The sequence below is a fragment of the Klebsiella sp. EMBS2024 genome (genome assembly GCF_036233805.1).
Taxonomy (GTDB): domain Bacteria; phylum Pseudomonadota; class Gammaproteobacteria; order Enterobacterales; family Enterobacteriaceae; genus Klebsiella; species Klebsiella pneumoniae.
The window spans coordinates 3000496-3024921 of sequence record NZ_JAZARW010000001.1; the positions used below are offsets into that span (position 1 = coordinate 3000496).

At 55.3% G+C, this 24426-nt stretch carries 23 protein-coding genes and 6 tRNA genes; 18 read left to right on the forward strand and 11 right to left on the reverse strand.

Annotated elements, in window-relative coordinates:
* Positions 1–17 precede the first annotated feature (17 nt).
* Together VZP09_RS13800 and VZP09_RS13805 are read left to right on the forward strand one after the other, a co-directional pair.
* Positions 18–500 (forward strand): WbuC family cupin fold metalloprotein, encoded by a 483-nt coding sequence (locus tag VZP09_RS13800; protein ID WP_004174945.1) that lies wholly within the window; start codon positions 18–20, stop codon positions 498–500.
* Positions 501–867: 367 nt separating this feature from the next.
* Positions 868–1749, forward strand: coding sequence for a hypothetical protein (locus tag VZP09_RS13805; RefSeq protein ID WP_029884305.1), 882 nt, complete (start codon positions 868–870; stop codon positions 1747–1749).
* Between the two features lie 9 nt (positions 1750–1758).
* Here the strand turns inward: VZP09_RS13805 and cynR are convergent, their stop codons facing one another.
* The gene (cynR, locus tag VZP09_RS13810) at positions 1759–2667 is read right to left on the reverse strand and encodes a transcriptional regulator CynR (RefSeq protein WP_040170026.1); all 909 of its coding nucleotides are present in this window, start codon (positions 2665–2667) and stop codon (positions 1759–1761) included.
* A 132-nt stretch (positions 2668–2799) separates the two neighbouring features.
* Here cynR and VZP09_RS13815 point away from each other — a divergent pair, with 132 nt between their 5' ends.
* From VZP09_RS13815 to ypdK, 3 genes are all read left to right on the forward strand, one after another.
* Positions 2800–3258, forward strand: coding sequence for a nucleoside deaminase (locus VZP09_RS13815; protein WP_032418583.1), 459 nt, complete (start codon positions 2800–2802; stop codon positions 3256–3258).
* Positions 3255–4451, forward strand: a complete 1197-nt coding sequence (locus VZP09_RS13820; RefSeq protein WP_040170024.1) for a CynX/NimT family MFS transporter — start codon at positions 3255–3257, stop codon at positions 4449–4451. Before VZP09_RS13815 ends, VZP09_RS13820 begins: the two co-directional genes overlap by 4 nt.
* 339 nt (positions 4452–4790) lie before the next feature.
* Positions 4791–4862 carry a membrane protein YpdK gene (gene ypdK, locus VZP09_RS13825; RefSeq protein ID WP_099119320.1) on the forward strand — a complete coding sequence of 24 codons (72 nt, stop codon included), beginning with the start codon at positions 4791–4793 and terminating at the stop codon, positions 4860–4862.
* A 70-nt stretch (positions 4863–4932) separates the two neighbouring features.
* Here the strand turns inward: ypdK and alaC are convergent, their stop codons facing one another.
* Positions 4933–6147: an alanine transaminase gene (gene alaC, locus VZP09_RS13830; RefSeq protein WP_002913372.1), complete on the reverse strand. Its 1215-nt coding sequence runs from the start codon at positions 6145–6147 to the stop codon at positions 4933–4935.
* Between the two features lie 88 nt (positions 6148–6235).
* Here alaC and VZP09_RS13835 point away from each other — a divergent pair, with 88 nt between their 5' ends.
* Entirely contained in the window at positions 6236–6421 is a 186-nt protein-coding gene (locus tag VZP09_RS13835; RefSeq protein ID WP_004188912.1) for a phytanoyl-CoA dioxygenase, read from the forward strand.
* Here VZP09_RS13835 and VZP09_RS13840 read toward each other — a convergent pair.
* A complete protein-coding gene (locus tag VZP09_RS13840; protein WP_032415287.1) occupies positions 6418–6531 on the reverse strand; it encodes a hypothetical protein in 114 nt (37 codons plus the stop codon). The genes VZP09_RS13835 and VZP09_RS13840 overlap by 4 nt on opposite strands.
* Between VZP09_RS13840 and VZP09_RS13845 the strand changes: the two genes are divergently transcribed.
* Both VZP09_RS13845 and VZP09_RS13850 read left to right on the forward strand, forming a co-directional pair.
* Entirely contained in the window at positions 6530–8227 is a 1698-nt protein-coding gene (locus VZP09_RS13845) for a sensor histidine kinase (RefSeq protein ID WP_004149230.1), read from the forward strand. The genes VZP09_RS13840 and VZP09_RS13845 overlap by 2 nt on opposite strands.
* A gap of 11 nt (positions 8228–8238) precedes the next feature.
* Positions 8239–8976 (forward strand): LytR/AlgR family response regulator transcription factor, encoded by a 738-nt coding sequence (locus VZP09_RS13850; protein ID WP_002913374.1) that lies wholly within the window; start codon positions 8239–8241, stop codon positions 8974–8976.
* A 53-nt stretch (positions 8977–9029) separates the two neighbouring features.
* On the opposite strand, the gene glk is transcribed toward VZP09_RS13850, so the two are convergent.
* Positions 9030–9995, reverse strand: coding sequence for a glucokinase (gene glk, locus VZP09_RS13855; protein WP_002913377.1), 966 nt, complete (start codon positions 9993–9995; stop codon positions 9030–9032).
* A gap of 263 nt (positions 9996–10258) precedes the next feature.
* On the opposite strand from glk, the gene VZP09_RS13860 reads away from it, so the two are divergent.
* Positions 10259–11494 carry an ion channel protein gene (locus tag VZP09_RS13860; protein WP_004154521.1) on the forward strand — a complete coding sequence of 412 codons (1236 nt, stop codon included), beginning with the start codon at positions 10259–10261 and terminating at the stop codon, positions 11492–11494.
* Here the strand turns inward: VZP09_RS13860 and VZP09_RS13865 are convergent.
* The gene (locus VZP09_RS13865) at positions 11491–13152 is read right to left on the reverse strand and encodes an alpha-keto acid decarboxylase family protein (RefSeq protein ID WP_023280392.1); all 1662 of its coding nucleotides are present in this window, start codon (positions 13150–13152) and stop codon (positions 11491–11493) included. The two genes, VZP09_RS13860 and VZP09_RS13865, sit on opposite strands and share 4 nt — an antisense overlap.
* 180 nt (positions 13153–13332) lie before the next feature.
* Here VZP09_RS13865 and mgrA point away from each other — a divergent pair, with 180 nt between their 5' ends.
* Together mgrA and VZP09_RS13875 are read left to right on the forward strand one after the other, a co-directional pair.
* Positions 13333–14325 carry an L-glyceraldehyde 3-phosphate reductase gene (gene mgrA / locus VZP09_RS13870; protein ID WP_002913417.1) on the forward strand — a complete coding sequence of 331 codons (993 nt, stop codon included), beginning with the start codon at positions 13333–13335 and terminating at the stop codon, positions 14323–14325.
* A 130-nt stretch (positions 14326–14455) separates the two neighbouring features.
* On the forward strand, positions 14456–14815 hold the full coding sequence (locus VZP09_RS13875; protein ID WP_002913419.1) for a DUF2502 domain-containing protein: 360 nt from the start codon (positions 14456–14458) through the stop codon (positions 14813–14815).
* A gap of 57 nt (positions 14816–14872) precedes the next feature.
* Here the strand turns inward: VZP09_RS13875 and VZP09_RS13880 are convergent, their stop codons facing one another.
* Entirely contained in the window at positions 14873–16114 is a 1242-nt protein-coding gene (locus VZP09_RS13880; protein ID WP_032415289.1) for an Nramp family divalent metal transporter, read from the reverse strand.
* 346 nt (positions 16115–16460) lie between these two features.
* Here VZP09_RS13880 and nupC point away from each other — a divergent pair, with 346 nt between their 5' ends.
* Positions 16461–17663, forward strand: a complete 1203-nt coding sequence (nupC, locus tag VZP09_RS13885; RefSeq protein ID WP_002913423.1) for a nucleoside permease NupC — start codon at positions 16461–16463, stop codon at positions 17661–17663.
* Between the two features lie 48 nt (positions 17664–17711).
* On the opposite strand, the gene VZP09_RS13890 is transcribed toward nupC, so the two are convergent.
* The 3 genes from VZP09_RS13890 to VZP09_RS13900 form a co-directional block, all read right to left on the reverse strand.
* Positions 17712–19883 (reverse strand): EAL domain-containing protein, encoded by a 2172-nt coding sequence (locus tag VZP09_RS13890; RefSeq protein WP_032438088.1) that lies wholly within the window; start codon positions 19881–19883, stop codon positions 17712–17714.
* A 209-nt stretch (positions 19884–20092) separates the two neighbouring features.
* Positions 20093–20168 (reverse strand) — tRNA-Ala (locus VZP09_RS13895).
* Positions 20169–20209: 41 nt separating this feature from the next.
* A tRNA-Ala gene (locus tag VZP09_RS13900) sits at positions 20210–20285 on the reverse strand.
* A gap of 219 nt (positions 20286–20504) precedes the next feature.
* On the opposite strand from VZP09_RS13900, the gene VZP09_RS13905 reads away from it, so the two are divergent.
* Positions 20505–20858, forward strand: a complete 354-nt coding sequence (locus tag VZP09_RS13905; RefSeq protein ID WP_002913434.1) for a MerR family transcriptional regulator — start codon at positions 20505–20507, stop codon at positions 20856–20858.
* Between the two features lie 3 nt (positions 20859–20861).
* Positions 20862–21254, forward strand: a complete 393-nt coding sequence (locus tag VZP09_RS13910) for a MerR family transcriptional regulator (protein ID WP_002913435.1) — start codon at positions 20862–20864, stop codon at positions 21252–21254.
* A 51-nt stretch (positions 21255–21305) separates the two neighbouring features.
* Here the strand turns inward: VZP09_RS13910 and gltX are convergent, their stop codons facing one another.
* The gene (gene gltX / locus VZP09_RS13915) at positions 21306–22724 is read right to left on the reverse strand and encodes a glutamate--tRNA ligase (RefSeq protein ID WP_004145598.1); all 1419 of its coding nucleotides are present in this window, start codon (positions 22722–22724) and stop codon (positions 21306–21308) included.
* 259 nt (positions 22725–22983) lie between these two features.
* On the opposite strand from gltX, the gene VZP09_RS13920 reads away from it, so the two are divergent.
* From VZP09_RS13920 to VZP09_RS13935, 4 genes are all read left to right on the forward strand, one after another.
* Positions 22984–23059: transfer RNA gene (locus tag VZP09_RS13920), tRNA-Val, on the forward strand.
* Between the two features lie 45 nt (positions 23060–23104).
* Positions 23105–23180, forward strand: a tRNA-Val gene (locus VZP09_RS13925).
* A gap of 46 nt (positions 23181–23226) precedes the next feature.
* Positions 23227–23302: transfer RNA gene (locus tag VZP09_RS13930), tRNA-Val, on the forward strand.
* A 4-nt stretch (positions 23303–23306) separates the two neighbouring features.
* A tRNA-Lys gene (locus tag VZP09_RS13935) sits at positions 23307–23382 on the forward strand.
* Positions 23383–23466: 84 nt separating this feature from the next.
* Here VZP09_RS13935 and VZP09_RS13940 read toward each other — a convergent pair.
* Positions 23467–24393 carry a LysR family transcriptional regulator gene (locus VZP09_RS13940; protein WP_002913438.1) on the reverse strand — a complete coding sequence of 309 codons (927 nt, stop codon included), beginning with the start codon at positions 24391–24393 and terminating at the stop codon, positions 23467–23469.
* Between the last annotated feature and the right edge of the window lie 33 nt (positions 24394–24426).

Consider the following 24426-nt stretch of genomic DNA (forward strand, 5'->3'; position numbering starts at 1 on the left):
AGGAGCCAGGCGTTGATATGAAACAGATCACCCTCAGCGATATGCAGCAGCAGAGCGAAGCGGCAGCCAGTGCTCCGCGCCTGCGTGCCCATCGCAATTTTCATCCCGAACTAAGCGACCCGATACAGCGTCTGGCCATCGCCATGGAACCCGGCACCTATATCCGCCCGCACCGGCACAGACATACCTTCGAACTTTTACTGCCGCTGAAAGGCCGATTTGTGGTGCTGAATTTTGATGACCACGGCGTGGTCACCAACCGGGTGGTGCTGGGTGAAACCTGTACGGCGCTGGAAATGGAGGCTGGCACCTGGCATACGGTGCTCTCGCTCGACGCAGGCGGCATGGTATTTGAAGTCAAACAAGGCGCTTATCAACCGCTTGCCGAAATGGACACTATGGCCTGGGCGCCTGCTGAAGGCCAGCCAGGCACTGCCGAAATGATGGCCTGGTATGCCATCGCGCAACCGGGTGACCGCTTCCTGTCTATGCCGCAATAACTACAGGTAGCTTCGACAGGCGCCGCAGGCGTCTGTTTGATACTTCCTGCCGACCACAAAGTTTGCCAAATTGACCGTCCCTTTTTTCGTGCTCCGCTCATACTCACCTTAAATATTGCTGCTAAACAGGAAGAAACGCTTATATTCAGCAAACTATTTTTCTCTACGAATAAGAGATGATAAGATAACGGGAAAGAGTAAATATGCGGNAGCAAAACAATAAAAACAGCCAATTTATCGATATATTATTCTCAATGTGAATGGATTTTGTTAATCAGGTAAAGGAAGTCAGCAGAAAAAATAAATCATTGTCATTGATACTTTTGCTCACCATGGCGATTTATTTTTTCATCGACATACAATTCTTATGAATATTACAGAACGGAATATCTGGAAGCTAAATAATTTACCGCCAATGGAGTATTGCTCTCTGGCGCGGGCGCAAAAATTATTAAACTGCGAACTGGAAGACATTCTTCACTGGCATGATATAGGCGCAATCAATCTATGTCTTAAGCTTAACCCAACGCCGGGAATATTAAAAATCGCCGTCCTCTCCCATCAGGAAAAAGAGGTAACCAGCGCGTTTAATCCATTTACCTCAGTCGAGGCAGGAGAAACAGTCTGGTCGCATCACTCCCATATCCGCAGCATTCTGCGGCTTGAAGGCGATATTCCGACGATGGAAACCCTGCGCGGAAATACGGTAACCCAGTTCAACGTAAAGGTATTTGCTTCAGGGCTCTGGCATCCACACTGTCGGAACCTAATGGCGCTGCTGGAGGCGCCAGATGATATTCTTTTCGAAAACCGCCTCAGCATGATGCTGCCGGATAAACCATTTGTTTATTGTCATTTCATTCCAGAGGAAGACGAACGCCCCTCGATATCATTGAACCGCATCTATATCACCAGCCAGGCCATTGAGAAAATATACGCCCACAGTATTAGCGCCCGGCCTATGGACGTGACGAAAAATCCGCTACTGGATCAAACCCGTTACATCCAGCAGGAATTAACCGTCCTGCCGCAAAGTGAGGTATTGCTGGAATTTATCCATTATCTTGTTCAGTCCCATACTGTATTTAATGAGAAGTTGCAGAGTATGGCTGAGCCAGACAAGACTCAGCTCTTTCATCACGTGCTGGAAAGGCTTAAGGAAGAAGGCATGCTTATAGAGAATGCCCAGCCCGATGAAGGCGATATCGGCAGCGAAGCCAGCCGTGAGTCGCAGTTCGCCGGCGAGTAACGTAGTCCTTCAGGCAAGGGACTGGCGGTTTTCCTGCTCAATCGTTATCGCGTTCTCTCGGGCCAGGGTGATGAATTCGCGCGCTGCGGCGCTCTGCCAGGCGCCCTGCCGCTGCAATAAACAGGCCGTGCGCTGCAGCAGCGCAGGTCTTAGCTCAATCGCCACCACATCATCAAACTGTCCGGCGATCGCCGCCGGCAGCAGCGTTGCTAACGTTGTGCTTCGAATAACCGACAGAACGGCCCCGATGGAGTTGGCCTCCATCCGCACGTCTGGTTCGAGCCGATGAAGGCGGCAATAACGATCAATCTGCTCGCGGGTAGCAAACTCGCTGCTCAGTAAAATTAGCGGCTGGGCGTCGAGAGCCTGCAGTTGCAAGTCGCGCTCTCCTGCCAGCGGATGCGCACGGCTCACCACCAGCGCAAGCGTTTCCGTCAGCAGCGGCTGAACCACAATTTCCTGTGACCGGCTGTCGTCAAAGGCAATCCCCACATCCAGTACATCCTCCAGCAGCATCGCCTCCATCCGCTCCTGGTTCATCTCCTGGATAAGCACTTTTACTCCAGGATAGCGTCGGTAGTACGCCTCCATCAGCGGGCCCAGCATATAGGTAGTGAAAGTTGGCGTCATAGCAATGCGGAGTTTACCGTGCTGGAGATCTTCTGCGTCATGCAAGGCGCGCCGACCTTCCTCAAGCTCGCGTAACGCGCGACGGGCATACTCCAGCCAGATCTCACCGGCATCGGTCAGGCGAATACGTCGGCCAGAGCGGTCGAAAAGCTGAACCTCCAGCATCGCTTCCAGCTGGCGTATCTGCTGTGACAGTGCAGGCTGGGAGACATGCAGCGCCGCGGCGGCGCGGGAAAAGCCACAATGTTCAGCCACAGCGATAAAGTAGGAAAGTTGGCGCAGAAGCATCGGCCCATCTATAAGAAATTCCAATAGGCATTATCATAAATAAGTCTTTTAACTTATGAAACAAGAGACGTACCCTCTTCGCACGACCCTCAACATATTTCACCTTTAACATCGTTTTATGCAGGAGTGACTATGTCCGCTCACGATCGTTATCTTCAGCGCGCATTAGTGCTGGCAAAACAAAACATTGCTGACGGTGGGCGCCCCTTCGGCGCCGTGCTGGTGCGGAATGATGAGATTGTCGCTGAAAGCGTCAATACCTTTCATCTGAGCGGTGACCCAACGGCGCATGCCGAACTGAACGCCGTTCGCGATCTTGCCGCCAGACAGGGAAGCGCGGCGTTGCGCGAATGCGTCATCTATGCCAGCGGACAACCTTGCCCTATGTGCCTGAGCGCGCTCTATTTAACCGGCGTGCGGGAAGTGTTTTTCGCCAATAGCAATCAGGACGGGGAGCCTTTTCAGCTCTCGACCGCCGCGATTTATCAGCAGCTGCAGCAGCCGCTGGCCCAGCAAACGCTGCCGATCCATCATCGCCCGCAGCCGGAGGGAACTGAACTTTATCAGCGCTGGGCGGAACGGCAGTCATGACACCAGCGCTGCGACAGAACCTGACGCTGGCAGTCCTGGTACTGACTGGGATCAATATGCGGCCGCTGCTTACCTCCATTGGTCCTTTGCTGCCGGACATCCGCGCAGCCAGCGGCATGAGCTATACCTTGGCCGCACTCCTGACCGCGCTGCCGGTGATCGCGATGGGGGTGCTGGCGCTGGCCGCTGGCTGGGTCGATCGCTATATCGGTCAAAAGCGCAGTATTGCGCTGAGCCTGCTGATTATCACGGCAGGCGCCCTGCTGCGGGAAATCGCCCCGAATAGTGGCTTACTGCTCACCAGCGCTCTGGCCGGAGGAATTGGCATCGGCATTATTCAGGCCGCCATCCCGGCGGTAATTAAGCACCTCTTTCCCCGACGGACGCCGCTGGTGATGGGACTATGGTCAGCGGCGCTGATGGGCGGCGGCGGGTTAGGCGCCGCGTTCACCCCATGGCTGGCGTCACATAGCGCGGCCTGGCATGATGCGCTAGCCTGGTGGGCGCTCCCTGCGCTCCTGGCTCTGTTCAGCTGGCTGGCGATTTGTCGGCAATTGCCTCGCGCACCGCATCAGGCCAGCGCTTCCCCCCGGGTCGCGATTATTGGCCAGCGCCGCGCCTGGACGCTGGGACTCTATTTCGGACTGATCAATGCCGGTTACGCCAGCCTGATCGCCTGGCTGCCTCCTTACTACATCCAGCTAGGCGACAGCGCCCAGTACAGCGGTTCGCTGCTGGCGCTGCTGACCGTCGGGCAAACCGCCGGCGCGCTGCTGCTCCCGGCGCTGGCTCGCCAGGAGGATCGGCGCCAGCTTCTTCTGCTAGCGCTGGCGCTACAGCTGATTGGCTTCTGCGGCTTTATCTGGCTGCCAGAGCATTTCTCTGCGCTCTGGGCCATTGCCTGCGGCGTGGGGTTGGGCGGCGCGTTTCCTCTGTGCCTGGTGCTGGCGCTGGATCACGCCGGACAACCGGCGGTGGCCGGCAGGCTGGTAGCCTTTATGCAGGGGATCGGATTTATCATCGCCGGTCTGTCGCCCTGGCTTTCCGGCCTGCTGCGTAGCCTGAGCGGGAACTACACGCTTGACTGGTCCTGGCATGCGATCTGCGTCCTGCTACTCATGGCGCTGACGCTGCGCTTTATCCCGGCACACTACCCGGCCGAGTGGCGACAGCGCGCCTCAGACCTGCCCTGAACCGACGGCGGCGCGTGGCAAAGATAATGCCGCGCGCTCTCGTTGGCCTTCTCCGCCCGCCCCATCGCTAAAACCCGTTTCCTTCGCGTCGCTGGCGCTAAATTTATTACCCTGTGAAATTAATGTGTCGCCGAATCACGACACTCGTAAGTAACTAAAAATTAATAAAAAAATGCCTCTTGTTTCCCTGATTTTTTAGGCGTACATTAGCGCCATCTGGAGCACTAAACGCACAGAATTACGGGCTGCTGCAGGGTGAAGTTACACTGGCGACAGCCCTTGAAAAAACAGAACAATTAATTCATTTGAACGTCGCACAAGCGCGTGGAGTGATGAGTCGTGAAATACTTCTTTATGGGCCTCTCTTTTATGGTCATCGTTTGGGCCGGTACTTTTGCCCTGATGATCTAGACTGCAGCGGTGTCAAAAAAAACGGGAGCCTTCATGCTCCCGTTTTTATTTTGCCGTGCTGCCCGCAGCGCTAGCTCGCGGAGGCCAGCAGACCATCCGCGCGGAACATCGCCTTGATACCGCGGATCGCCTGGCGCGTACGGTCCCGGTTCTCGATCAGCGCGAAGCGGACGTGGGTATCACCATAGTCGCCAAAGCCAATCCCCGGCGAGACGCAAACCTTCGCTTCATTAAGCAGCTTTTTCGCAAACTCCAGCGACCCCATGGCGGCGTAAGGTTCCGGTATTTTCGCCCACACGTACATAGACGCTTTCGGACACTCCACCATCCAGCCGGCCTCATGAAGCCCTTTGACCAGCACATCGCGACGGCGCTTATACTGTTCGGCAATATCGCGCACGCACTGCTGATCGCCCTCCAGCGCAGCTATCGCCGCCACCTGCAGCGGAGTAAAAGTCCCGTAGTCATGATAGCTTTTGATACGAGCGAGGGCATTCACCAAAGTCTTATTACCCACCATAAAGCCAATGCGCCAGCCGGCCATGTTATAGCTTTTCGACAGGGTAAAGAACTCGACGGCGACATCCCGCGCGCCGGGCACCTGCATGATGGAGGGCGCTTTCCAGCCGTCATACACGATATCGGCATAGGCCAGATCGTGGACGACCAGAATGTCATACTGCTTCGCCAGAGCGACAACCTTTTCAAAGAAATCCAGTTCGACGCACTGCGCGGTCGGATTTGAGGGAAAGCCAAGGATCATCATCTTCGGCTTCGGATAGCTCTCGCGGATGGCGCGTTCCAGCTCGTTAAAGAAATCCACCCCTTCCACCAGCGGCACTGAGCGCACCTGCGCCCCGGCGATTACCGCACCATAGATATGAATCGGATAGCTGGGGTTCGGCACCAGTACGGTGTCGCCATGATCCAGCGTCGCCAGCATCAGGTGCGCCAGCCCCTCTTTCGAACCAATGGTGACGATCGCTTCCGATTCCGGATCGATATCGACGTTATAGCGTTCTTCATACCAGCGTGAAATGGCGCGACGCAGGCGCGGGATCCCCCGCGAGGTAGAGTAACCATGGGTGTCAGGCCGTTGAGCAACGGTGCAGAGTTTTTCCACGATATGCGGCGGCGTCGCGCCATCGGGATTACCCATACTGAAATCGATAATATCTTCGCCGCGCCGACGCGCAGCCATTTTCAGTTCAGCAGTAATGTTAAAAACGTACGGAGGGAGACGATCGATACGCGTAAAACGGCGTTCAGGACTGGATTCAGCCATAGGTTCCTCTAATTAACGTTAGCGCCCGGACCGTCCGAGCGACGCTGCCGCTGTTGCGGCTCGTTTAGAAAATAACCTGAAAAAATTCATGTTGTCGAGAGGCCCGTTAAAAAATATTCCCTGGCATATAAAACGGGTATCGACTGCGCTAAATGCGGCAGTTCATTGGCGGAATAATCCCGGGTTGTATAAAAGTGGTAACACACTGATATCTTTCTTAACACAGAATATTATCGTTAATGGCGAAGACCGCCGCTATCGCGATGCTTTTTAATTAATCCCCTTTAAAAAGTGCAACTTTTCCGCTTTATGGTTCCACGGCTGGTCTTCTGCCGTCAGGTTTTTTATCATGTCCCTTTCTGGCCACTGACGCGGCGCACCCATGCACGAAATCTTTACTATGATGCTGGCGGTCTATGATCGTGCGGCCCTGATGCTTATTTGCCTCTTTTTCCTTATTCGCCTGCGCCTGTTCCGCGAACTGTTGCATAAGTCGGCCCATACTCCGAAAGAGCTGCTGGCGGTGACAGCCATTTTCTCGCTGTTCGCGCTATTTAGTACCTGGTCCGGCGTCCCGGTTGAGGGGTCCCTGGTGAACGTGCGCATTATCGCCGTGATGTCCGGTGGGATCCTGTTTGGTCCCTGGGTGGGCGCGATTGTCGGGGCGATTGCCGGCGTGCACCGCTATTTGATTGATATCGACGGCGTGACCGCGGTGCCCTGCTTTATCACCAGCATTGTCGCCGGCCTGCTGTCGGGGTTGATTAATCGTAAAGTGGCCCGCGAACAACGGTGGAAAATCGGCATTCTGGCGGGGATGATGTGTGAAACTCTGACCATGATCCTGGTGGTGGTCTGGGCGCCTTCCCTGAGTCTCGGCGTAGATATTGTTTCGAAAATTGGTATCCCGATGATCCTCGGCAGCGTCTGCATCGGCTTTATCGTGCTGCTGGTGCAGAGCGTTGAAGGGGAAAAGGAGGCCAGCGCGGCGCGGCAGGCGAAACTGGCGCTCGATATCGCCAACAAAACCCTGCCGCTGTTTCGACACGTTAACAGCGATTCTCTGCGCCAGGTTTGCGAGATTATCCGCCGCGACATTACCGCCGACGCGGTGGCGATCACCAATACCGAGCACGTGCTGGCCTACGTGGGCGTCGGTGAAGCCAACTATCAACGCCACGACGATATGATTAGCCCCACCACCCGGCAGGCGATTCGTTATGGGAAAATCATCATAAAAAACAATGACGAAGCCCACCGTACCCCGGAGATCCACTCCTTGATGGTGATCCCGCTGTGGGAAAAAGGGGTGGTGACCGGCACGCTAAAAATCTATTACTGCCACGCCCATCGCATCACTTCGACGCTGCAGGAGATGGCGATTGGCCTGTCGCAAATAATCTCCACCCAGCTGGAAGTCTCCCGCGCCGAACAGTTGCGGGAGATGGCCAACAAAGCGGAGCTGCGCGCCCTGCAAAGCAAAATTAACCCGCATTTTTTATTTAATGCGCTGAACGCGATCTCCTCCTCGATTCGCCTTAATCCGGACACCGCGCGCCAGCTCATTTTTAATCTGTCGCGCTACCTGCGCTATAACATCGAATTAAAAGACGATGAGCAGATTGATATCAAACGAGAGCTGTATCAGATCAAAGATTATATCGCTATTGAACAGGCGCGATTCGGCGACAAGCTGACGGTCATCTACGATATTGACGACGACGTCAGCTGCGTGATCCCGAGCCTGCTTATCCAGCCGCTGGTGGAAAATGCCATCGTTCACGGTATTCAACCCTGTAAAGGCAAAGGCGTGGTGACGATCGGCATTAACGAGTGCGGCAATCGGGTACGCATCAGCGTTCGCGATACGGGCAACGGTATCGATCCCGCCGTGGTCGCCCGCGTGGAAGCCGATGAGATGCCGGGTAACAAAATCGGCCTGCTCAATGTGCATCATCGGGTGAAACTTCTCTACGGCGAGGGTTTGCATATCCGCAATCTGACGCCGGGAACCGAAATCGCCTTTTATGTCCCCAATAACTCTACGCCGCAGGCGCTGACGGAGTCGCTGTTGTCATGAGCGGAGAAAAGATGAAAGTTATCATTGTGGAGGATGAGTTTCTGGCCCAGCAGGAGCTCTCCTGGCTTATTAACACCCATAGCCAGATGGAGATCGTCGGCAGCTTTGACGACGGCCTGGACGTGCTGAAATTTCTCCAGCACAACAAGGTCGACGCCATCTTTCTCGATATCAATATTCCGTCGCTCGACGGGGTTCTGCTGGCGCAAAACATCAGCCAGTTTGCCCATAAACCTTTTATCGTCTTTATCACCGCGTGGAAAGAACATGCGGTGGAAGCCTTTGAGCTGGAAGCCTTTGACTACATCCTGAAACCTTACCAGGAGTCGCGCATCATCAATATGCTGCAAAAGCTGACCACCGCCTGGCAGCAGCAAAATAACGCTGCTTCAGGATTAGCCAGCGCAGCGCCACGGGAAAACGACACCATCAATCTGATCAAAGATGAGCGGATCATCGTCACCAGTATTCATGATATTTATTATGCCGAGGCACATGAAAAGATGACATTCGTCTATACCCGCCGGGAGTCATTCGTCATGCCGATGAACATTACTGAATTCTGCAGCAAACTGCCCACCGCGCATTTCTTCCGCTGCCACCGCTCGTATTGCGTAAATCTCAGCAAAATTCGGGAAATTGAGCCGTGGTTCAACAACACCTATGTGCTGCGCCTGCGTGACCTGGAGTTTCAGGTTCCGGTCAGTCGCAGTAAAGTGAAAGAGTTTCGCCAGCTGATGAATCTGTAGAGAGCGGAAAGCACCGCCATCCGGGCTACGACGGTAGCCCGGGAGAAGAATGCTTAAAGCACCTGGCCCAGCGTCTGACGCAGATGCGCGCCGGAGCCCAGCAGGCCTGGGTTATCATGCACAATCAGGTAAACCGGGATATCCTGAACATAAGCTTTAAAACGGCCTTTGTCTTCAAAACCGCCGCGGAAACCAGAGGCTTTAAAGAACTCCAGGAAGCGCGGCACGATGCCGCCGGCGATATACACCCCGCCAAACGTCCCGAGGGTCAGCGCCAGGTTACCGCCGAAGCGTCCCATAATGACGCAGAACAGCGACAGCGCCCGACGACAGTCGGTGCAGCTGTCCGCCAGCGCTCGCTCGGTCACCTCACGCGGCTGCAGGTTCTCCGGCAGTCGGCCGTCCGATTTGACAATCGCGCGATACAGGTTGACCAGCCCGGGACCTGAGAGCACGCGTTCTGCGGAAACATGCCCCAGCTCGGCGCGTAGCTCTTCCAGAATGATCCCTTCTTCTTCGCTGTTCGGGGCAAAATCAACATGACCGCCTTCGCCCGGCAGGCTGACCCAACGCTTATCAACGTGGACCAGATGCGCCACGCCGAGCCCGGTCCCGGCGCCATAAACGGCGATCGGTTTGCCCGCTACCGGCGCACTGCCGCCAAACTGAATAAGGTGCTCAGCTTTCAGCATCGGAATGGCCATTGAAACAGCGGTAAAATCGTTAATTATCTCCAGATGGGCAAAGCCGAGGTTACGCTTCATTTCGGCGATAGAGAAAGCCCAGGTATGGTTGGTCATCGCCACCCAGTCGCCGGTAATCGGGCATGCGATGGCGATACAACCTTCGTTGACCGTTACCTGGTGCTCCTCGAGGTAGACGCGCACCACTGCCTCCAGACTGGGGTAATCGAGCCCGGAATAGGTCTTTGCGCGAGAGATCTCTCCACTCGCCAGATCACATAGCGCCAGGCGGGCGTTGGTCCCCCCGACATCTCCTACTAAAGCAAATTTTGTCATTCCGTTACGGCTCCGCTAAAGTCAAAATAAATCTTTTGGCACACTGTAAATTCATGGCGGCTTAACAACAACGTCCAACGCGCAGACGCCCCTTGTTTAGCGACACAGGTCACATTTAGTTTGTAATCTATGCAAGGTAGCCTGTAAAGGACGCGCCGGATATCAGATGTCACCTTAACTTTATCGTTTCAGCACCATTTGCATCGACGGTCTCCGCTGACGAAGGCAAAGTAGTGCTCCAGCACTTTTACAAGGACATTTCCATGCTCCATCCTCGCGCCAGAACAATGCTGATCCTGTCGGTGCCGGCCATCCTGATAGGCATCGCCTGCAGCCTGATCCTGATCGTGGCGATGAAGGTTGCCGCGCTGCTGCAGCGCGTACTGTGGAGCAATCTGCCCGCGCAGTTGGGGGTGAGCGCCGACAGCCCGCTGTGGATCATCGCCATGCTGACGGCGACAGGCATAGCGGTGGGTCTGGTCATTCGTTACAGCCCCGGGCACGCCGGGCCGGATCCAGCGACCGAGTCGTTAATCGGCGCTCCCATTGCCACCGGCGCGCTGCCCGGACTCCTGGCCGCACTGATCCTCGGCCTCGCCGGCGGCGTCAGCCTCGGCCCGGAGCATCCGATTATGGTGGTGAATATCGCGCTGGCTGTCGCCGTCGGCTCCCGACTGTTTCCGCGCGTCAGCTCGCTGGACTGGACCATCCTCGCGGCCTCAGGCACCATCGGTGCCCTCTTCGGTACCCCGGTTGCCGCCGCGCTGATTTTTTCGCAAACCCTCAATAGCAGCAACGATACGCCACTGTGGGATCGCCTCTTTGCTCCCCTCCTCGCCGCCGCCGCCGGCGCGTTGACGACGGGTCTGTTTTTCCATCCCCATTTTTCGCTGCCGATCCCGCACTATGGTCAGATGCGCTTCGTTGATATTCTCAGCGGCATTATCGTCGCCCTGATCGCTATCGCCGTCGGCATGGTGGCCGTCTGGTGTCTGCCGCGACTGCATGCCCTGATGCATCGGTTGAAAAATCCAATCCTGACCCTCGGCATCGGCGGGCTGCTGCTGGGGATCGTGGGGACGATAGGCGGGCCCTTAACGCTATTTAAAGGGCTGGATGAGATGCAGCAGCTGGCCTTCAGCCAGACGCTAACCGCCGCGGATTTTCTGCTTATCGCGCTGGTCAAACTGGCGGCCCTGGTTCTTGCCTCAGCCAGCGGCTTTCGCGGCGGGCGAATTTTCCCGGCGGTGTTCGTCGGGGTAGCGCTGGGGCTGATGCTGCATGCTCATGTTGACGCGGTGCCGGCGGCAATCACCGTTTCCTGCGCGATCCTCGGCATGGTGCTGGTCGTCACTCGCGACGGCTGGTTGAGCCTGTTTATGGCCGCCGTGGTGGTCCCGGATACGACTTTGCTGCCGCTGTTGTGTATGGTGATGCTCCCGGCCTGGCTGCTGCTGGCCGGGAGACCGTTGATGATTGCCAAACGGCATACCGATTAAACGCGGCTGTTTCGCTCCTCAAGGGCCTGCGTCACCGCGCGCAGGAAATCGGGGATATCCATTTTCGGCAGCATCACTTCTACCAGAGTGAGGGTATCGGAGGTGATGCTCTCCGTCATCGCCTCCCGCAGTTCAGACGTCTGAGTGACCCGTCGGCAGCGCGAAGCAACGTCAGGGGCGAAGGCTTCCGGCAGCCGCTGCCAGTCCCACAGAGCGATGTCATTGTAGCGCTGCTCTGGACCATGAATCGCCCGTTCCACGGTATACCCTTCGTTATTCAGCAGCAGAATAAGCGGCTTTTGCTTATCACGCAGCATGGAGCCCATCTCCTGAATGGTCAGTTGGGCCGCGCCATCGCCGACAATTAGCACCACCCGCCGCTCCGCCGCCGCGGTTTGTGCGCCATAGGCGGCCGGGAGAGTAAAACCAATCGAGCCCCACAGCGGCTGGACGATCAGCGATGCTTCAGAGGGCAGCTTCAGCGCCGCAATGCCAAAGGCGGCCGTCCCCTGATCGGCGAGAATAATATCCCCCGGACGCAGGGCGCCCTGCACCGTCGCCCAGAAATTTTTCTGGGTCAACTCGCCTTCAGCGCCCTCCTCAGCCTCCGGCGCCACGATCTGAGGTGTAGCCCACTCCGCCGCCAGCGGGGCGGAAAGCGTCATCAGCGCGGCCAAAGCCTTATCCATCGGCACCCCGCTGAACCAGTGATCGCCCACCCTGACGGCGAAGGGCTGGATCTCAATAGTCTTTTCCCGCGCCAGATGTTGGGTAAATCCTGCGGTGATGGTGTCGGTGAAGCGCGTGCCAATGCAGATGATGGTGTCGGCGTTTTCAATCGCCTCCCGGGTCTGCGGCGCGCTGGCAATCCCGCTGTAGGTGCCGACAAACCCGCTCTGCTGCTCATCAAACAATCCCTTGCCCATGAGCATCGTCGCATGGGCGACAGGCGTTTTCGCCACCCACTCCCGGAGCGTCTTCTGCAGGCCATAACGTTGCGCCAGGAAGTCCGCCAGCAGGGAAATGCGTCGGCTGCTCCGCAGCAGGCGGCTGGCATGTTCGCAGAACCCGGCAAGCTGGTTTTCATCCGCCGGAGCGGGCTCCACCAGCAAGCGCTGGGCTGGGGCAATCGCTGCCGCTCTGGCGACATCGGCTGGCAGCATCAAATAGCCGGGGCGATGATGCGTCAACATATCGCGCAGCACACGGTCGATTTCATGGCAGGCGTTGCCGGCGGTCAGCAGCGCCTGGCTACAGGTGATCTGCTCGCTCATGCGGGCGAAATGGCGAAAATCGCCATCGCCGAGGGTATGGTGCAGCAGTTCGCCGCGCTGCTGGGCGCCGGTAGAGGGCGCACCGACAATATGCAATACCGGAATATGTTCCGCATAGCTACCCGCAATGCCGTTCAGCGCGCTCAATTCGCCGACGCCGTAAGTGGTCAGCAGCGCACCGGCCCCTTTGATGCGCGCATAGCCGTCAGCGGCATATGCCGCATTCAGCTCGTTGGCGCAGCCGACCCACCCCAAGGCGCTGTGCGCGATGACGCGATCGAGAAACTGTAAGTTGTAATCTCCCGGCACGCCGAACAAGCGATCAATACCGCAGTCGACAAGGCGATCCAGCAGATAATCCCCAATAGTGTAGGTCGGTTGCATATCCATTATCCTCATTTTGGTGCAGGTGTAATTTGAGTATTGAATAAGCGATCCGCCTGTCCAGATGGGAGCTGATAATGGCAGTGTAAAGCAATAATTACGCAGAAAAAGCAGTGTACTCCACGCAGAACATTGTTTAGTGTAAACGTATACACATCCTGTTTTGTCGGCGGAGGAAGAATGGTTTACCAGGCAAGCACCACGCGATATCAAACGATGGAGTACCGTCGCTGCGGCCGCAGCGGTCTGCAGCTACCGGCTATTTCCCTTGGCCTGTGGCATAACTTTGGCGATGAAACGCGAGTGGAAACCAGCCGGCAGATGCTCCTGCACGCTTTTGACCTCGGTATAACCCATTTCGATTTGGCCAACAACTATGGGCCGCCGCCGGGCTCGGCGGAAAGCAACTTTGGCCGCATCCTGAAAGAGTCGCTCCTGCCTTATCGCGATGAGTTAATCATCTCCACTAAAGCAGGTTACACGATGTGGGACGGCCCTTACGGCGACTGGGGATCGCGAAAATATCTGGTAGCCAGTCTTAACCAGAGCCTTAAACGCATGGGGTTGGAATACGTCGATATTTTTTACCATCACCGGCCTGATCCACAGACGCCGCTGATGGAAACGATGCGTGCGCTCGATCATCTGGTTCATCAGGGTAAAGCGCTATATGTCGGGATCTCCAACTATCCTCTGGCCCAGGCGCGGGAGGCGGTGAAGATCCTTAACGACCTCGGCACCCCCTGCATCATTCACCAGCCTCGCTACTCGATGTTCGAACGCGGCGTGGAAGAAGGACTGCTGGATTTTCTGCAGACGGAAGGGATTGGAAGCATAGCGTTTTCACCGCTGGCCGGCGGGCAACTTACCGACCGCTATCTCAACGGCATTCCGGCCGACTCGCGCGCCGCCAGCAGCAGTCGTTTTCTGCAGCCGGAACAACTGACTCCTGCCCGATTAGAAAAAATTCGTCAGCTTAACAGGCAGGCGGAAGCGCGTGGGCAGAAGCTGTCGCAGATGGCGCTGGCCTGGGTGTTGCGCGAAGAGAAAGTCACCTCGGTGCTGATCGGCGCCAGCAAAACCGCGCAACTGGATGATGCCGTCGGCATGCTGCAGAATCGCCATTTCACCACCGAGGAGTGCGCGGCCATCGACGCCATCCTTGCGCTGTAAAGCAAATGTTACTTTAGCAAAAAGTGCTCTTTCCTGCGCTTTCGGAGTTCGTCCGATGCGGCGGGTCTTTACCGGCCCGTAATATCAGGTTAACAGGCCGCTTACGGCCCCGATCGTGAAGGAGAAGAGTATGTTCAGGTCACTGATTCTGGCAGCAGTACTGCTGGCCGCAGGGCCACTGGTCGCTAACGCTGGTGAAATCACCCTGCTGCCGTCGGTAAAATTACAAATAGGCGATCGTGACAATTACGGTAACTACTGGGACGGTGGCAGCTGGCGCGACCGTGATTACTGGCGTCGTCACTATGAATGGCGTGATAACCGTTGGCATCGTCATGACAACGGCTGGCACAAAGGCTGGTACAAAGGCAGAGATAAAGCCTGGGAGCGCGGCTATCGTGCTGGCTGGAACGACCGCGATGACCACCGCGGCGGCTGGGGACGCGGCCCGGGTGGGCGCGGTCACGGTCATGGACATGGCCATCACTAACAAACGAAAAGGGGAGCCCATCGGCTCCCCTTTACTTTATTCAGCATCAGGAATCAATTAATCCACCCCGAGCAGCGACCCCACTATTAACCAGCCGTTCAGGCTCACCACAATAGCGACTATCGCCCAGCCGATGCCTCTCACCCAACGGGTATTCACCAGGTCCCCCATCAGCTTCGCATTGCTGGTAAATATCAGCAGCGGCACCAGGGCAAGCGCAATGCCAAAGCTGAGCAACACCTGACTCATTACCAGGATGCGCGTAGGATCCAGCCCCAGCAGAATGACGACAAACGACGGCAGCATGGTGATCGCCCGGCGAAACCACAGCGGAATATGAAAGCGGATAAATCCCTGCATAACGACCTGACCTGCCAGAGTGCCCACCACGGTCGACGATAAACCGGCGGCAATCAGGCTGAGGCCAAAGATGGTCGCCGCCGCGTGGCTCAGCAGCGGCTCCAGCGTCATGTAGGCCTGATCGAGATCGGCGACGCCGGTATGGCCATTAAAGTGGAATGCCGCCGCAGCGGTCGCCATCATCGCCAGATTGACGAACCCGGCAATGGTCATGGCGATCGCCACATCCCAGCGGGTCGCGTTATAGCGTTCTTTTCGCGTTCCGCCATGCAGATGCTGGGTAAGCGAGGAATGTAAGTAGATAACGTGCGGCATAATGGTCGCCCCCAGTACCCCGGCGGCTAAGAATACCGCCTCCCCGTTGGGCAGCGTGGGGATCACCAGCCCTTTCGTCAGAGGAGCCAGCGCGGGCTGGGAAAAGATCAACTCCACGACATAGGCCACGGCGACAAACAGCAACAATCCACCGATCACCTTCTCCAGTGGTTTTTGCCCGCGCCGCTGCAGCATCAGGATCAGAAAAGTCGCCACCCCGGTCAGCACCGCCCCCTGCAGAAGCGACACGCCGAGCACCAGCTTAAAGCCAATTGCGGCGCCGATAAATTCAGCCAGATCGGTGGCCATAGCGATAATTTCCGCCTGTACCCAGTAAAACCAGACAACAGGACACGGGTAATGGTCGCGGATCTGCTCGGCCAGGTTTTTGCCGGTGGCAATGCCCAGTTTGGCAGAAAGCACCTGGATCAGCATCGCCATCAGGTTAGCCCACACCACGACCCACAGCAGCTGGTAGCCAAAGCTGGCGCCGGCCTGAATGTTAGTGGCGAAATTACCCGGATCGATATAGCCAATGGCAGCGACGAAAGCCGGGCCCATTAAGGCGAGCTTCACCTTGCGCGCGGCGCGACTACTGCTATTCTCAACGCGACTGCTAGTCATCTTCTGCCTCTGGAAATATAGCCTTTGCTATGTTTCATGCTATCAAAATGCGAATGATTATCAAGTTCATTTAGAATGGAGATAATGATTGCTGTGATAGAAGGGAACAATAGCTGGCCGGAAATGGAATACGGGCGTCAGAAAACGAGATCCAGCCCGCTATTAAGAGTAGTACAAGAATGCAACTTTTAAAACCTTTACGTAACATAACAAAAGTGGATGTTGGATCACTATTTTTGCCATTGGTCACAGTTCCTTGCAATAGTGTGCAATTGATCTCGTTTTCTTTAAAGCCGTTGCATAGAATGTGCACGGAAATTTAACCTGCCTCATATTTGGAGCAACTATGGACCGCGTCTTGCATTTTGTCCTCGCGATCGTTGTGGTGGCTATACTGGCCCTGTTGGTCAGCCATGACCGCCAAAAGATCCGTATTCGTTATGTTGTTCAACTGCTTGTCATTGAAGTCCTGCTGGCCTGGTTCTTCCTCAACTCCGATATTGGTCTGGGTTTTGTGAAAGGATTTTCCGAGATGTTTGAAAAACTCCTCGGGTTTGCCAACGAAGGGACAAACTTCGTGTTCGGCGGCATGAACGATAAAGGCCTGGCCTTCTTCTTCCTCAAAGTTTTGTGCCCTATCGTCTTCATTTCGGCTTTGATCGGCATTTTGCAGCATATTCGTATCCTGCCGATTGTCATTCGCGCGATCGGTACCGTCCTGTCGAAAGTTAACGGCATGGGCAAGCTGGAGTCCTTCAACGCCGTGAGCTCGTTGATCCTCGGCCAGTCGGAAAACTTTATCGCGTATAAAGATATTCTCGGCAAAATGTCGCGCAACCGCATGTACACCATGGCGGCGACGGCGATGTCCACCGTGTCCATGTCCATCGTAGGCGCTTACATGACCATGCTGCAGCCAAAGTATGTCGTTGCGGCGCTGGTGCTCAACATGTTCAGCACCTTTATCGTTCTGTCATTAATTAACCCTTACCGCGTGGAAGAGAGCGAAGAAAATCTGCAGATGTCGAATCTGCACGAAGGTCAGAGCTTCTTCGAGATGCTGGGCGAGTATATTCTGGCAGGTTTTAAAGTCGCGATTATCGTGGCGGCGATGTTGATCGGCTTCATCGCGCTGATCTCGGCGCTGAATGCCCTGTTCGCCACCGTGACCGGTTGGTTCGGCTATAGCATTTCCTTCCAGGGTATCCTCGGCTATATCTTCTACCCGGTTGCCTGGGTGATGGGTGTGCCGGCAAGCGAAGCGCTGCAGGTGGGCAGTATTATGGCTACCAAACTGGTCTCCAATGAATTCGTCGCCATGATGGATCTGCAGAAAATTGCCTCGACGCTCTCCCCGCGCGCGGAAGGCATTATCTCTATCTTCCTGGTCTCCTTCGCCAACTTCTCATCTATCGGCATTATTGCCGGGGCGATCAAAGGTCTGAACGAAGAACAGGGCAACGTAGTTTCTCGCTTCGGTCTGAAGCTGGTGTACGGCTCCACGCTGGTTAGCGTGCTGTCCGCCTCGATTGCGGCGCTGGTTCTGTAACACACGTCAGTCATCTGAGCCGGGCAATGCCCGGCTTTTTTTTGCCCGTCATTCACCCAGCGGCTGTGGTTTACCGATCAGATAACCCTGCAGATAATTCACGCCCAGCTCCAGCAAGCGCGCTTTTTGCGGTTCGCTTTCGACATATTCCGCCACCACGCTCATCTGTTTCGCCCGCGCCATCTCGACAATCGATTTCACCATGATGGCGTCCAGCGGGTCCATGAGGATGTCGCGGACGAAGCAGCCGTCAATCTTAATGATATCGGCCTGTAAATGTTTCAGACGTTCATAGTTCGCATAGCCGGTGCCAAAGTCATCAATAGCGATGGCGCAGCCAAACGCGCGCAACGCTTCAAGATTTTGCCGACTGGTGTCCGCATTAGAGAAGGCCTGCTCTTCGGTCACCTCAATAGTTATAAGTTCTGGCGAGACGCTATAGCGTTGAAACAGCGCGATAATCTGCCCTGCGCTGTTCTTTTGCATCAGAGTTGCAGGCAGCAGGTTGACCGAGAAGCGCTGGCCGGGATGCTTATGGAGCATACTGAACAAGGTCTCCAGCACCAGCATGTCAAAACGTTGGCTGAGGTTAAACTGCACAATCAGCGGAATGAATCGGTCGGGCATAATGACGCTATCGCCACAGCGCATGCGCGTGAGGATCTCATGATAACCCTCCCCCTCCGGATTCTGAATCGGTTGCGCATAGAGCATCAGCGCGCGATCTTTGAGCACTTGCTTGACGCGCATAAGGAGGCGCACCTGCTCGGTAGTTTGATCCACCACCAGATCCTGCTCCTCGTCCAGCGCCAGCACCCGACGTTCACTGCCCGCCTGTTCGGAAAGCCAGCTTAGCTGGCCCAGCATCTGGTAAAGTCCCTCACCCTGGCCGTCATCGCGGCCCCAGGCCGCGCCAAACTCCAAATCCAGCGGCTGATTGTGCCAGCTGAACTTTTTGTGGTTGAGGACCGCGACCATATGGTTCAAGCGGGACGACGGCTCCGGTCCATCAAGCACGAGGATCAGTTCGCTGCCCGGTACCTGGAAGACTTTATCCGCCGCTCCCAGCAGCGGTTGCAGCGCCCGAATAATCTGCCGTTTACAGTCCACCCCCATCATCAGACCATAATGCCGACTGAGAAAGTCGAGATTATCAATACGCAGGCTGCAGATAGCCTGCTGAGGACAGCTCTGTAAATGGCTCTCCAGCGCGCGCAGGTTAGGCAAGCCGGTCAGCGGATCCTCTTCCGCCTGGCTACGCCAGCGGCGTTTGTTGCGGTCGCTGCGGGCATAGATGTCGGCCATATAAAACAAACAGATAGTAAAGGAGATCAGAACCGACAGCACAAAGGAGAGTGAATACTCGCTTTGCACCCCCTGGAGAAAGTTTTTGTTATATACCACCAGCAAAAAGGCCGAGACAGACCATGAAATACGCAATAGCGCATGGCCTATTCGACTGATACCGATAAAGTAGACAATAAAAATAACCGGAACTAAATAACCGGCAATAAATTCAGACTGATACGGCGCACACAATAGCGTTAATATCACCGCCAACGCGATAAACCAATATAGGGTAAAGGAGCGATATTGCGGTGCCAGCCACGGTAAACATTCCTGCTGCCAGAAACGTCGGGCGTAGCGCGGACTGATAATCATCCGCATTGGATAATAAAGAAACGTCGTAAAAATTAATGCCGCACTGATTAAACTTTGGATATCTATTACAGTATAAATCAACGGCATACTACCAAAGTAACTGGTAATAGCTAATGGAAACGCAAAATATTGTCCGGCGAGATACATGGTGATTTTCAGGAGCACCGGCGCGAAGAAGCCGCCCCAGAAGATCCGCGCCCCCATATGCTTTGCCGTTGGACCGCAGCGCCAGCGCTTCCCCACCAACAGTCGCAGAATAGCGCAGGAGACAAACACGGCGAACAGTTGACAAAAAAGTAAGATAAACGCCTGCGGCAGCGTTAATTTAATGAGAAAACTATTGGTGATGGCAAACGCGAGAATTAATGGCGCAATTGCATAGCGGCCAAAGATAAAAATAACAGAAAACATCACGCTGATTGGCAGCCAGGCAATATAAATAAGGTTGCCGTCAATTATCGTTTGCGGTGAAATAAAACGAGCCAGCGGAATAGCGACTAAACAAATGATAAAGGCCAATAGAGTTTTTTTGATATTAATGTTAATTTTATCAAGCATTATTGTTAATTAAAACTCCAGAAACCTCATCACGTTTAATGGGGGAAATGTTATGTTGCTTATTTAGGGCAGGCAAGGCGAATTATCAGGAAATAGTCTGAAATTACTTTCGATTTTAATTGCTGGAGATTAACTGACGTAACCAGAAAGTGCTTTACATGAAACCCGCTAAAAACAAAAACCCCCGCCGAAGCGAGGGTTCTGAATTTTGGTGGAGCTAAGCGGGATCGAACCGCTGACCTCTTGCATGCCATGCAAGCGCTCTCCCAGCTGAGCTATAGCCCCACAGGACTTCTTTACGAACCAAATCCGCTGGGTGCAGAATTTGGTGGAGCTAAGCGGGATCGAACCGCTGACCTCTTGCATGCCATGCAAGCGCTCTCCCAGCTGAGCTATAGCCCCGTAACGTAAAGCGTGTCGTGTTGACGGGCGGCATAATATGAATTCCTCGCTCAGGTGTCAACGGCAAAATTATCCTTCCCGATTCAATCGCTGAAAAAGCAGGCAACTTGCTGACATTGCGAGCCTTATCGCAGTCAGAAGTTAAACAGGTCACCTTTTCACGTAAAAGGATGCTATAACATGGGCAGCTAATTCCCATACATTTACTCAGGAAATAGTATGCTCAAGGAACGAATGACACCTGAAGAAATTGCCCATCTAACCGGCTACAGTCGGCAAACTATCAATAAGTGGGTGCGGAAAGAAGGCTGGCAAACCTCTCCGCGACCTGGCGTCCAGGGCGGCAAAGCGCGCCTGGTCCATGTCAATGAGCAAGTCAGGGAGTTTATCCGCAGCGCCCAGCGGGTGGCGGAGACGCCCGGCATCTATTCTCCCCATGATAGCGATCTGGAATCGCTGCTGCTGACCCTCAGTAAAGAACTCACCCCCAGCGAGCAGAAGCAGCTTATGTCTTTGTTGCTGCGCGAGGGGATCACCGGGTTACTGCTTCGGTTAGGGATCCGCGATCGGTAAACCATGATGAAACTGAAAGATAAAATGACGCCCGCAGAGCTTGCCGACTGCCTGGGGCTGGCCAGACAAACGATCAATCGCTGGGTTCGCGAGAAACAATGGCGCACCGAAGCAATACCCGGCGTTAAAGGGGGGCGAGCGCGACTGGTGGTTATCGACCAACCGGTACGCGAGTTTCTGACCAACATCCCTGCCAGACGCCATCTGCTTACCGACAATCATCTCGCGGAATCGCCAGGTGCATACCTGGTCAATGAGGCAGACGCGATCTGGCGGCAAATCACGGAAACCCTACAGCTGATGACTCCGGCAGAACAGCTGCAGCTCCGCGATCTGCTGGCCCGGGAAGGGATTAGTGGTTTTCTTGCCCGCCTCGGCATCGCCAGTCCGGAATAACAGACAAAAAAAACGGCAGGGTAACCTGCCGTTGTTTCAGCTGCGACGCCGTCAGGACGCCTGGCCTTCGCGTTCAGCGATAAAAGCCAGCGCTTTATTGATACGATCTACGCTACGGGATTTACCGATAGCATGGACAGTAACGTCTAGCGCAGGAGATTGCCCTGCCCCGGTAACCGCCACGCGCAGCGGCATACCGACTTTACCCATCCCCACCTCCAGCTCATCAGCAGTTGCCTGAATCGCGTGATGGACGTTTTCCGCCGTCCAGTCGCTAATCGCCGCCAGCTTATCGCGAACCACTTCCAGCGGCTGACGCGCCACTGGACGCAGATGTTTTTTCGCGGCGTCGGCATCGAATTCAGCGAACTCTTCATAGAAGTAGCGGCAGCTCTGGGCCATCTCTTTCAGCGTCTTGCAACGCTCGCCCAGCAGTTTCACCAGCTCAGCCAGCTGCGGGCCGTTGCGAGTGTCGATATTTTCCTGCTCGATATGCCACTGCAGATGCGTTGCCACATACTCCGCCGGCAGGGTATTGATATAGTGATGGTTTAACCACAGCAGTTTATCGGTGTTAAAGGCACTGGCGGATTTGCTCACCGCGCCCAGCGAGAAGAACTCAATCATCTCTTCGCGAGTGAAAATCTCCTGATCGCCATGAGACCAGCCCAGGCGCACCAGATAGTTGAGTAGCGCTTCCGGCAGGTAGCCGTCGTCGCGGTACTGCATCACGCTCACTGCGCCGTGGCGCTTGGAAAGTTTTTTACCGTCATCGCCGTTGATCATCGACACGTGCGCATAAACCGGCACCGGCGCATTCAGCGCTTTGAGGATGTTGATCTGGCGCGGCGTGTTGTTGATATGATCTTCGCCGCGGATCACGTGAGTGATCGCCATATCCCAGTCATCTACCACCACGCAGAAGTTATAGGTCGGGGAACCATCGGTACGGCGAATGATCAGATCGTCCAGTTCCTGGTTGCTGAACTCGATAGGTCCGCGGATCTGATCGTCAAAAATAACCGAACCTTCCTGCGGGTTGGCGAAACGCACGACGCACGGCTCATCGTCAGCATGGTGCTCGTGGCTATGGCGGCAGCGGCCATCGTAACGCGGCTTCTCACCCTTCGCCATCTGCTCTTCGCGCAGCGCTTCCAGACGTTCTTTCGAGCAATAGCATTTGTAAGCGGTACCGGCTTCCAGCATCTCATCGATTACGTTGTTATAACGATCGAAACGTTTGGTCTGGAAATAGGGGCCTTCGTCCCATTGCAGATTCAGCCAGTTCATGCCATCCATGATGGCTTCAATTGCTTCCGGGGTGGAGCGTTCGAGATCGGTGTCTTCAATACGCAGCACAAACTCACCGCCGTGGTTACGGGCAAAAAGCCAGGAATAGAGAGCAGTACGCGCACCGCCAACGTGCAGATAGCCGGTTGGGCTTGGCGCGAAGCGAGTTTTGATTTTCATGAATTGGCCTTACGTTTAATAAAGATGCCGATAGCCGGCAATGTCCGGTGGAAATTATGGGTCAATATTCTAACACCGTGGGCTGATTCCTCAATGTTGTTCCCATCGGAACGTCACGGTTTGCCATTTTTGTTTATAAATCATGCTATGGCGCCGGTTTCGCGATCGCTTTGTTTAATTTTACGACGAACGAACGAATTCTTTAGAAAAGGCGTTGACTCATTTTCAACTCTCCCTATAATGCGACTCCACACAGCGGGGGTGATTAGCTCAGCTGGGAGAGCACCTCCCTTACAAGGAGGGGGTCGGCGGTTCGATCCCGTCATCACCCACCACTACTTAACGTAGTCTCCGCCGTGTAGAACAGAAAATTGAGAAGTGGGTGATTAGCTCAGCTGGGAGAGCACCTCCCTTACAAGGAGGGGGTCGGCGGTTCGATCCCGTCATCACCCACCACTTTCTCGCCAGCTGGATTTTCTGTCAAAATGTGAAGTACCGAAGTGGGTGATTAGCTCAGCTGGGAGAGCACCTCCCTTACAAGGAGGGGGTCGGCGGTTCGATCCCGTCATCACCCACCACTTCGGGTCGTTAGCTCAGTTGGTAGAGCAGTTGACTTTTAATCAATTGGTCGCAGGTTCGAATCCTGCACGACCCACCAATGTAAAAAGGCGCCCTAAAGGCGCCTTTTTGCTNTGCGCGGAACATGGCCCTGCCACGAGTCCCTCCGCAGCAATCCCCCCTGTCAGCGCTGATATAGCGGATCTTCAACCCTGGCGGCGGTTAAATTCTCCCCTTCTTCACGCACAATTTCCCATAACGCCTGAGCGGCGGTCGACAGCGAGCGATTTTTCCTGCATGCCAGCATCAGCTGCCGCTCCATCACCGGAGTCAGCCGTTTCACCGTCAGATGGCTCCCCTGCGGTAACGGTAGCGCCAGCGCCGGCAGAACGCTGATGCCAATTCCCGATTCTACCATCGGAAACAGCGTTGCCGGGTGGCCAATCTCCTGGACGATGTTCGCCCGGATAGCCAGTCTGCTGAGGGCCGCATCGATCAGCGGGCGGCTGCCGGACGCATAATCCTGCAGGATTAGCCTTTCATCCTGCAGCGCCTGCCACGGCACTTCTGTCAGGCTGGCAAAAGGATGATCCTCCCGGCAGAGCAGCAAAAATGGTTCCGCCAGAACCACTTCACACTGAAGGTCTGCCGCCGGGCCCGGATCAATCACGATGCCAAAATCCACTTCCCCCTGGCGGATACTCTCCAGCACCCACTGCTGGGGCCGATCGTGCAGCACAAAATCGATATCGGGATAACGACGATTGCTGTGAGCAATACACTGCGGAATAAGGTGGGCGGAAATCGTCTGACTGGCGGCGACCTTGACGGTGCCGCTCAGCTGCTGGCCTACCCGCCCGGCGTCACGCAGGGTAATCGTCAACTCATCAAGCAAACGTTCCAGCCTGCCCGCCAGCTGCTGACCCGCCTCGGTGAGCACCACTTCGCGAGTAGTACGGTCGAGCAGACGGACGCCGGTCTGATGCTCCAGCTCCTTGACGCTATGGCTGACGGCCGACTGACTTAAGCCAATCATCTCCCCTGCCCGGCTGAAGCTTCTGGCCCGGGCGACGGTGACAAATACTTTTAACTGACGCAGAGAGTAATTCATCTTTTTTATTCATGAATAGATGCAATAAATCAA

What these genes read in the sequence shown, in the direction of transcription:
- alaC (WP_002913372.1), bottom strand. Translation starts at nt 6,147, where the DNA reads ATGGCTGAATCCAGTCCTGAACGCCGTTTTACGCGTATCGATCGTCTC.
- VZP09_RS13860 (WP_004154521.1), top strand. Translation starts at nt 10,259, where the DNA reads ATGCTCCATCCTCGCGCCAGAACAATGCTGATCCTGTCGGTGCCGGCC.
- VZP09_RS13880 (WP_032415289.1), bottom strand. Translation starts at nt 16,114, where the DNA reads ATGACTAGCAGTCGCGTTGAGAATAGCAGTAGTCGCGCCGCGCGCAAG.
- mgrA (WP_002913417.1), top strand. Translation starts at nt 13,333, where the DNA reads ATGGTTTACCAGGCAAGCACCACGCGATATCAAACGATGGAGTACCGT.
- VZP09_RS13820 (WP_040170024.1), top strand. Translation starts at nt 3,255, where the DNA reads ATGACACCAGCGCTGCGACAGAACCTGACGCTGGCAGTCCTGGTACTG.
- VZP09_RS13940 (WP_002913438.1), bottom strand. Translation starts at nt 24,393, where the DNA reads ATGAATTACTCTCTGCGTCAGTTAAAAGTATTTGTCACCGTCGCCCGG.
- VZP09_RS13875 (WP_002913419.1), top strand. Translation starts at nt 14,456, where the DNA reads ATGTTCAGGTCACTGATTCTGGCAGCAGTACTGCTGGCCGCAGGGCCA.
- VZP09_RS13840 (WP_032415287.1), bottom strand. Translation starts at nt 6,531, where the DNA reads ATGGGTGCGCCGCGTCAGTGGCCAGAAAGGGACATGATAAAAAACCTG.
- glk (WP_002913377.1), bottom strand. Translation starts at nt 9,995, where the DNA reads ATGACAAAATTTGCTTTAGTAGGAGATGTCGGGGGGACCAACGCCCGC.
- VZP09_RS13865 (WP_023280392.1), bottom strand. Translation starts at nt 13,152, where the DNA reads ATGCAACCGACCTACACTATTGGGGATTATCTGCTGGATCGCCTTGTC.
- VZP09_RS13845 (WP_004149230.1), top strand. Translation starts at nt 6,530, where the DNA reads ATGCACGAAATCTTTACTATGATGCTGGCGGTCTATGATCGTGCGGCC.
- VZP09_RS13890 (WP_032438088.1), bottom strand. Translation starts at nt 19,883, where the DNA reads ATGCTTGATAAAATTAACATTAATATCAAAAAAACTCTATTGGCCTTT.
- VZP09_RS13905 (WP_002913434.1), top strand. Translation starts at nt 20,505, where the DNA reads ATGCTCAAGGAACGAATGACACCTGAAGAAATTGCCCATCTAACCGGC.
- VZP09_RS13805 (WP_029884305.1), top strand. Translation starts at nt 868, where the DNA reads ATGAATATTACAGAACGGAATATCTGGAAGCTAAATAATTTACCGCCA.
- VZP09_RS13910 (WP_002913435.1), top strand. Translation starts at nt 20,862, where the DNA reads ATGATGAAACTGAAAGATAAAATGACGCCCGCAGAGCTTGCCGACTGC.
- VZP09_RS13815 (WP_032418583.1), top strand. Translation starts at nt 2,800, where the DNA reads ATGTCCGCTCACGATCGTTATCTTCAGCGCGCATTAGTGCTGGCAAAA.
- VZP09_RS13835 (WP_004188912.1), top strand. Translation starts at nt 6,236, where the DNA reads ATGTTGTCGAGAGGCCCGTTAAAAAATATTCCCTGGCATATAAAACGG.
- VZP09_RS13850 (WP_002913374.1), top strand. Translation starts at nt 8,239, where the DNA reads ATGAAAGTTATCATTGTGGAGGATGAGTTTCTGGCCCAGCAGGAGCTC.
- cynR (WP_040170026.1), bottom strand. Translation starts at nt 2,667, where the DNA reads ATGCTTCTGCGCCAACTTTCCTACTTTATCGCTGTGGCTGAACATTGT.
- VZP09_RS13800 (WP_004174945.1), top strand. Translation starts at nt 18, where the DNA reads ATGAAACAGATCACCCTCAGCGATATGCAGCAGCAGAGCGAAGCGGCA.
- gltX (WP_004145598.1), bottom strand. Translation starts at nt 22,724, where the DNA reads ATGAAAATCAAAACTCGCTTCGCGCCAAGCCCAACCGGCTATCTGCAC.
- nupC (WP_002913423.1), top strand. Translation starts at nt 16,461, where the DNA reads ATGGACCGCGTCTTGCATTTTGTCCTCGCGATCGTTGTGGTGGCTATA.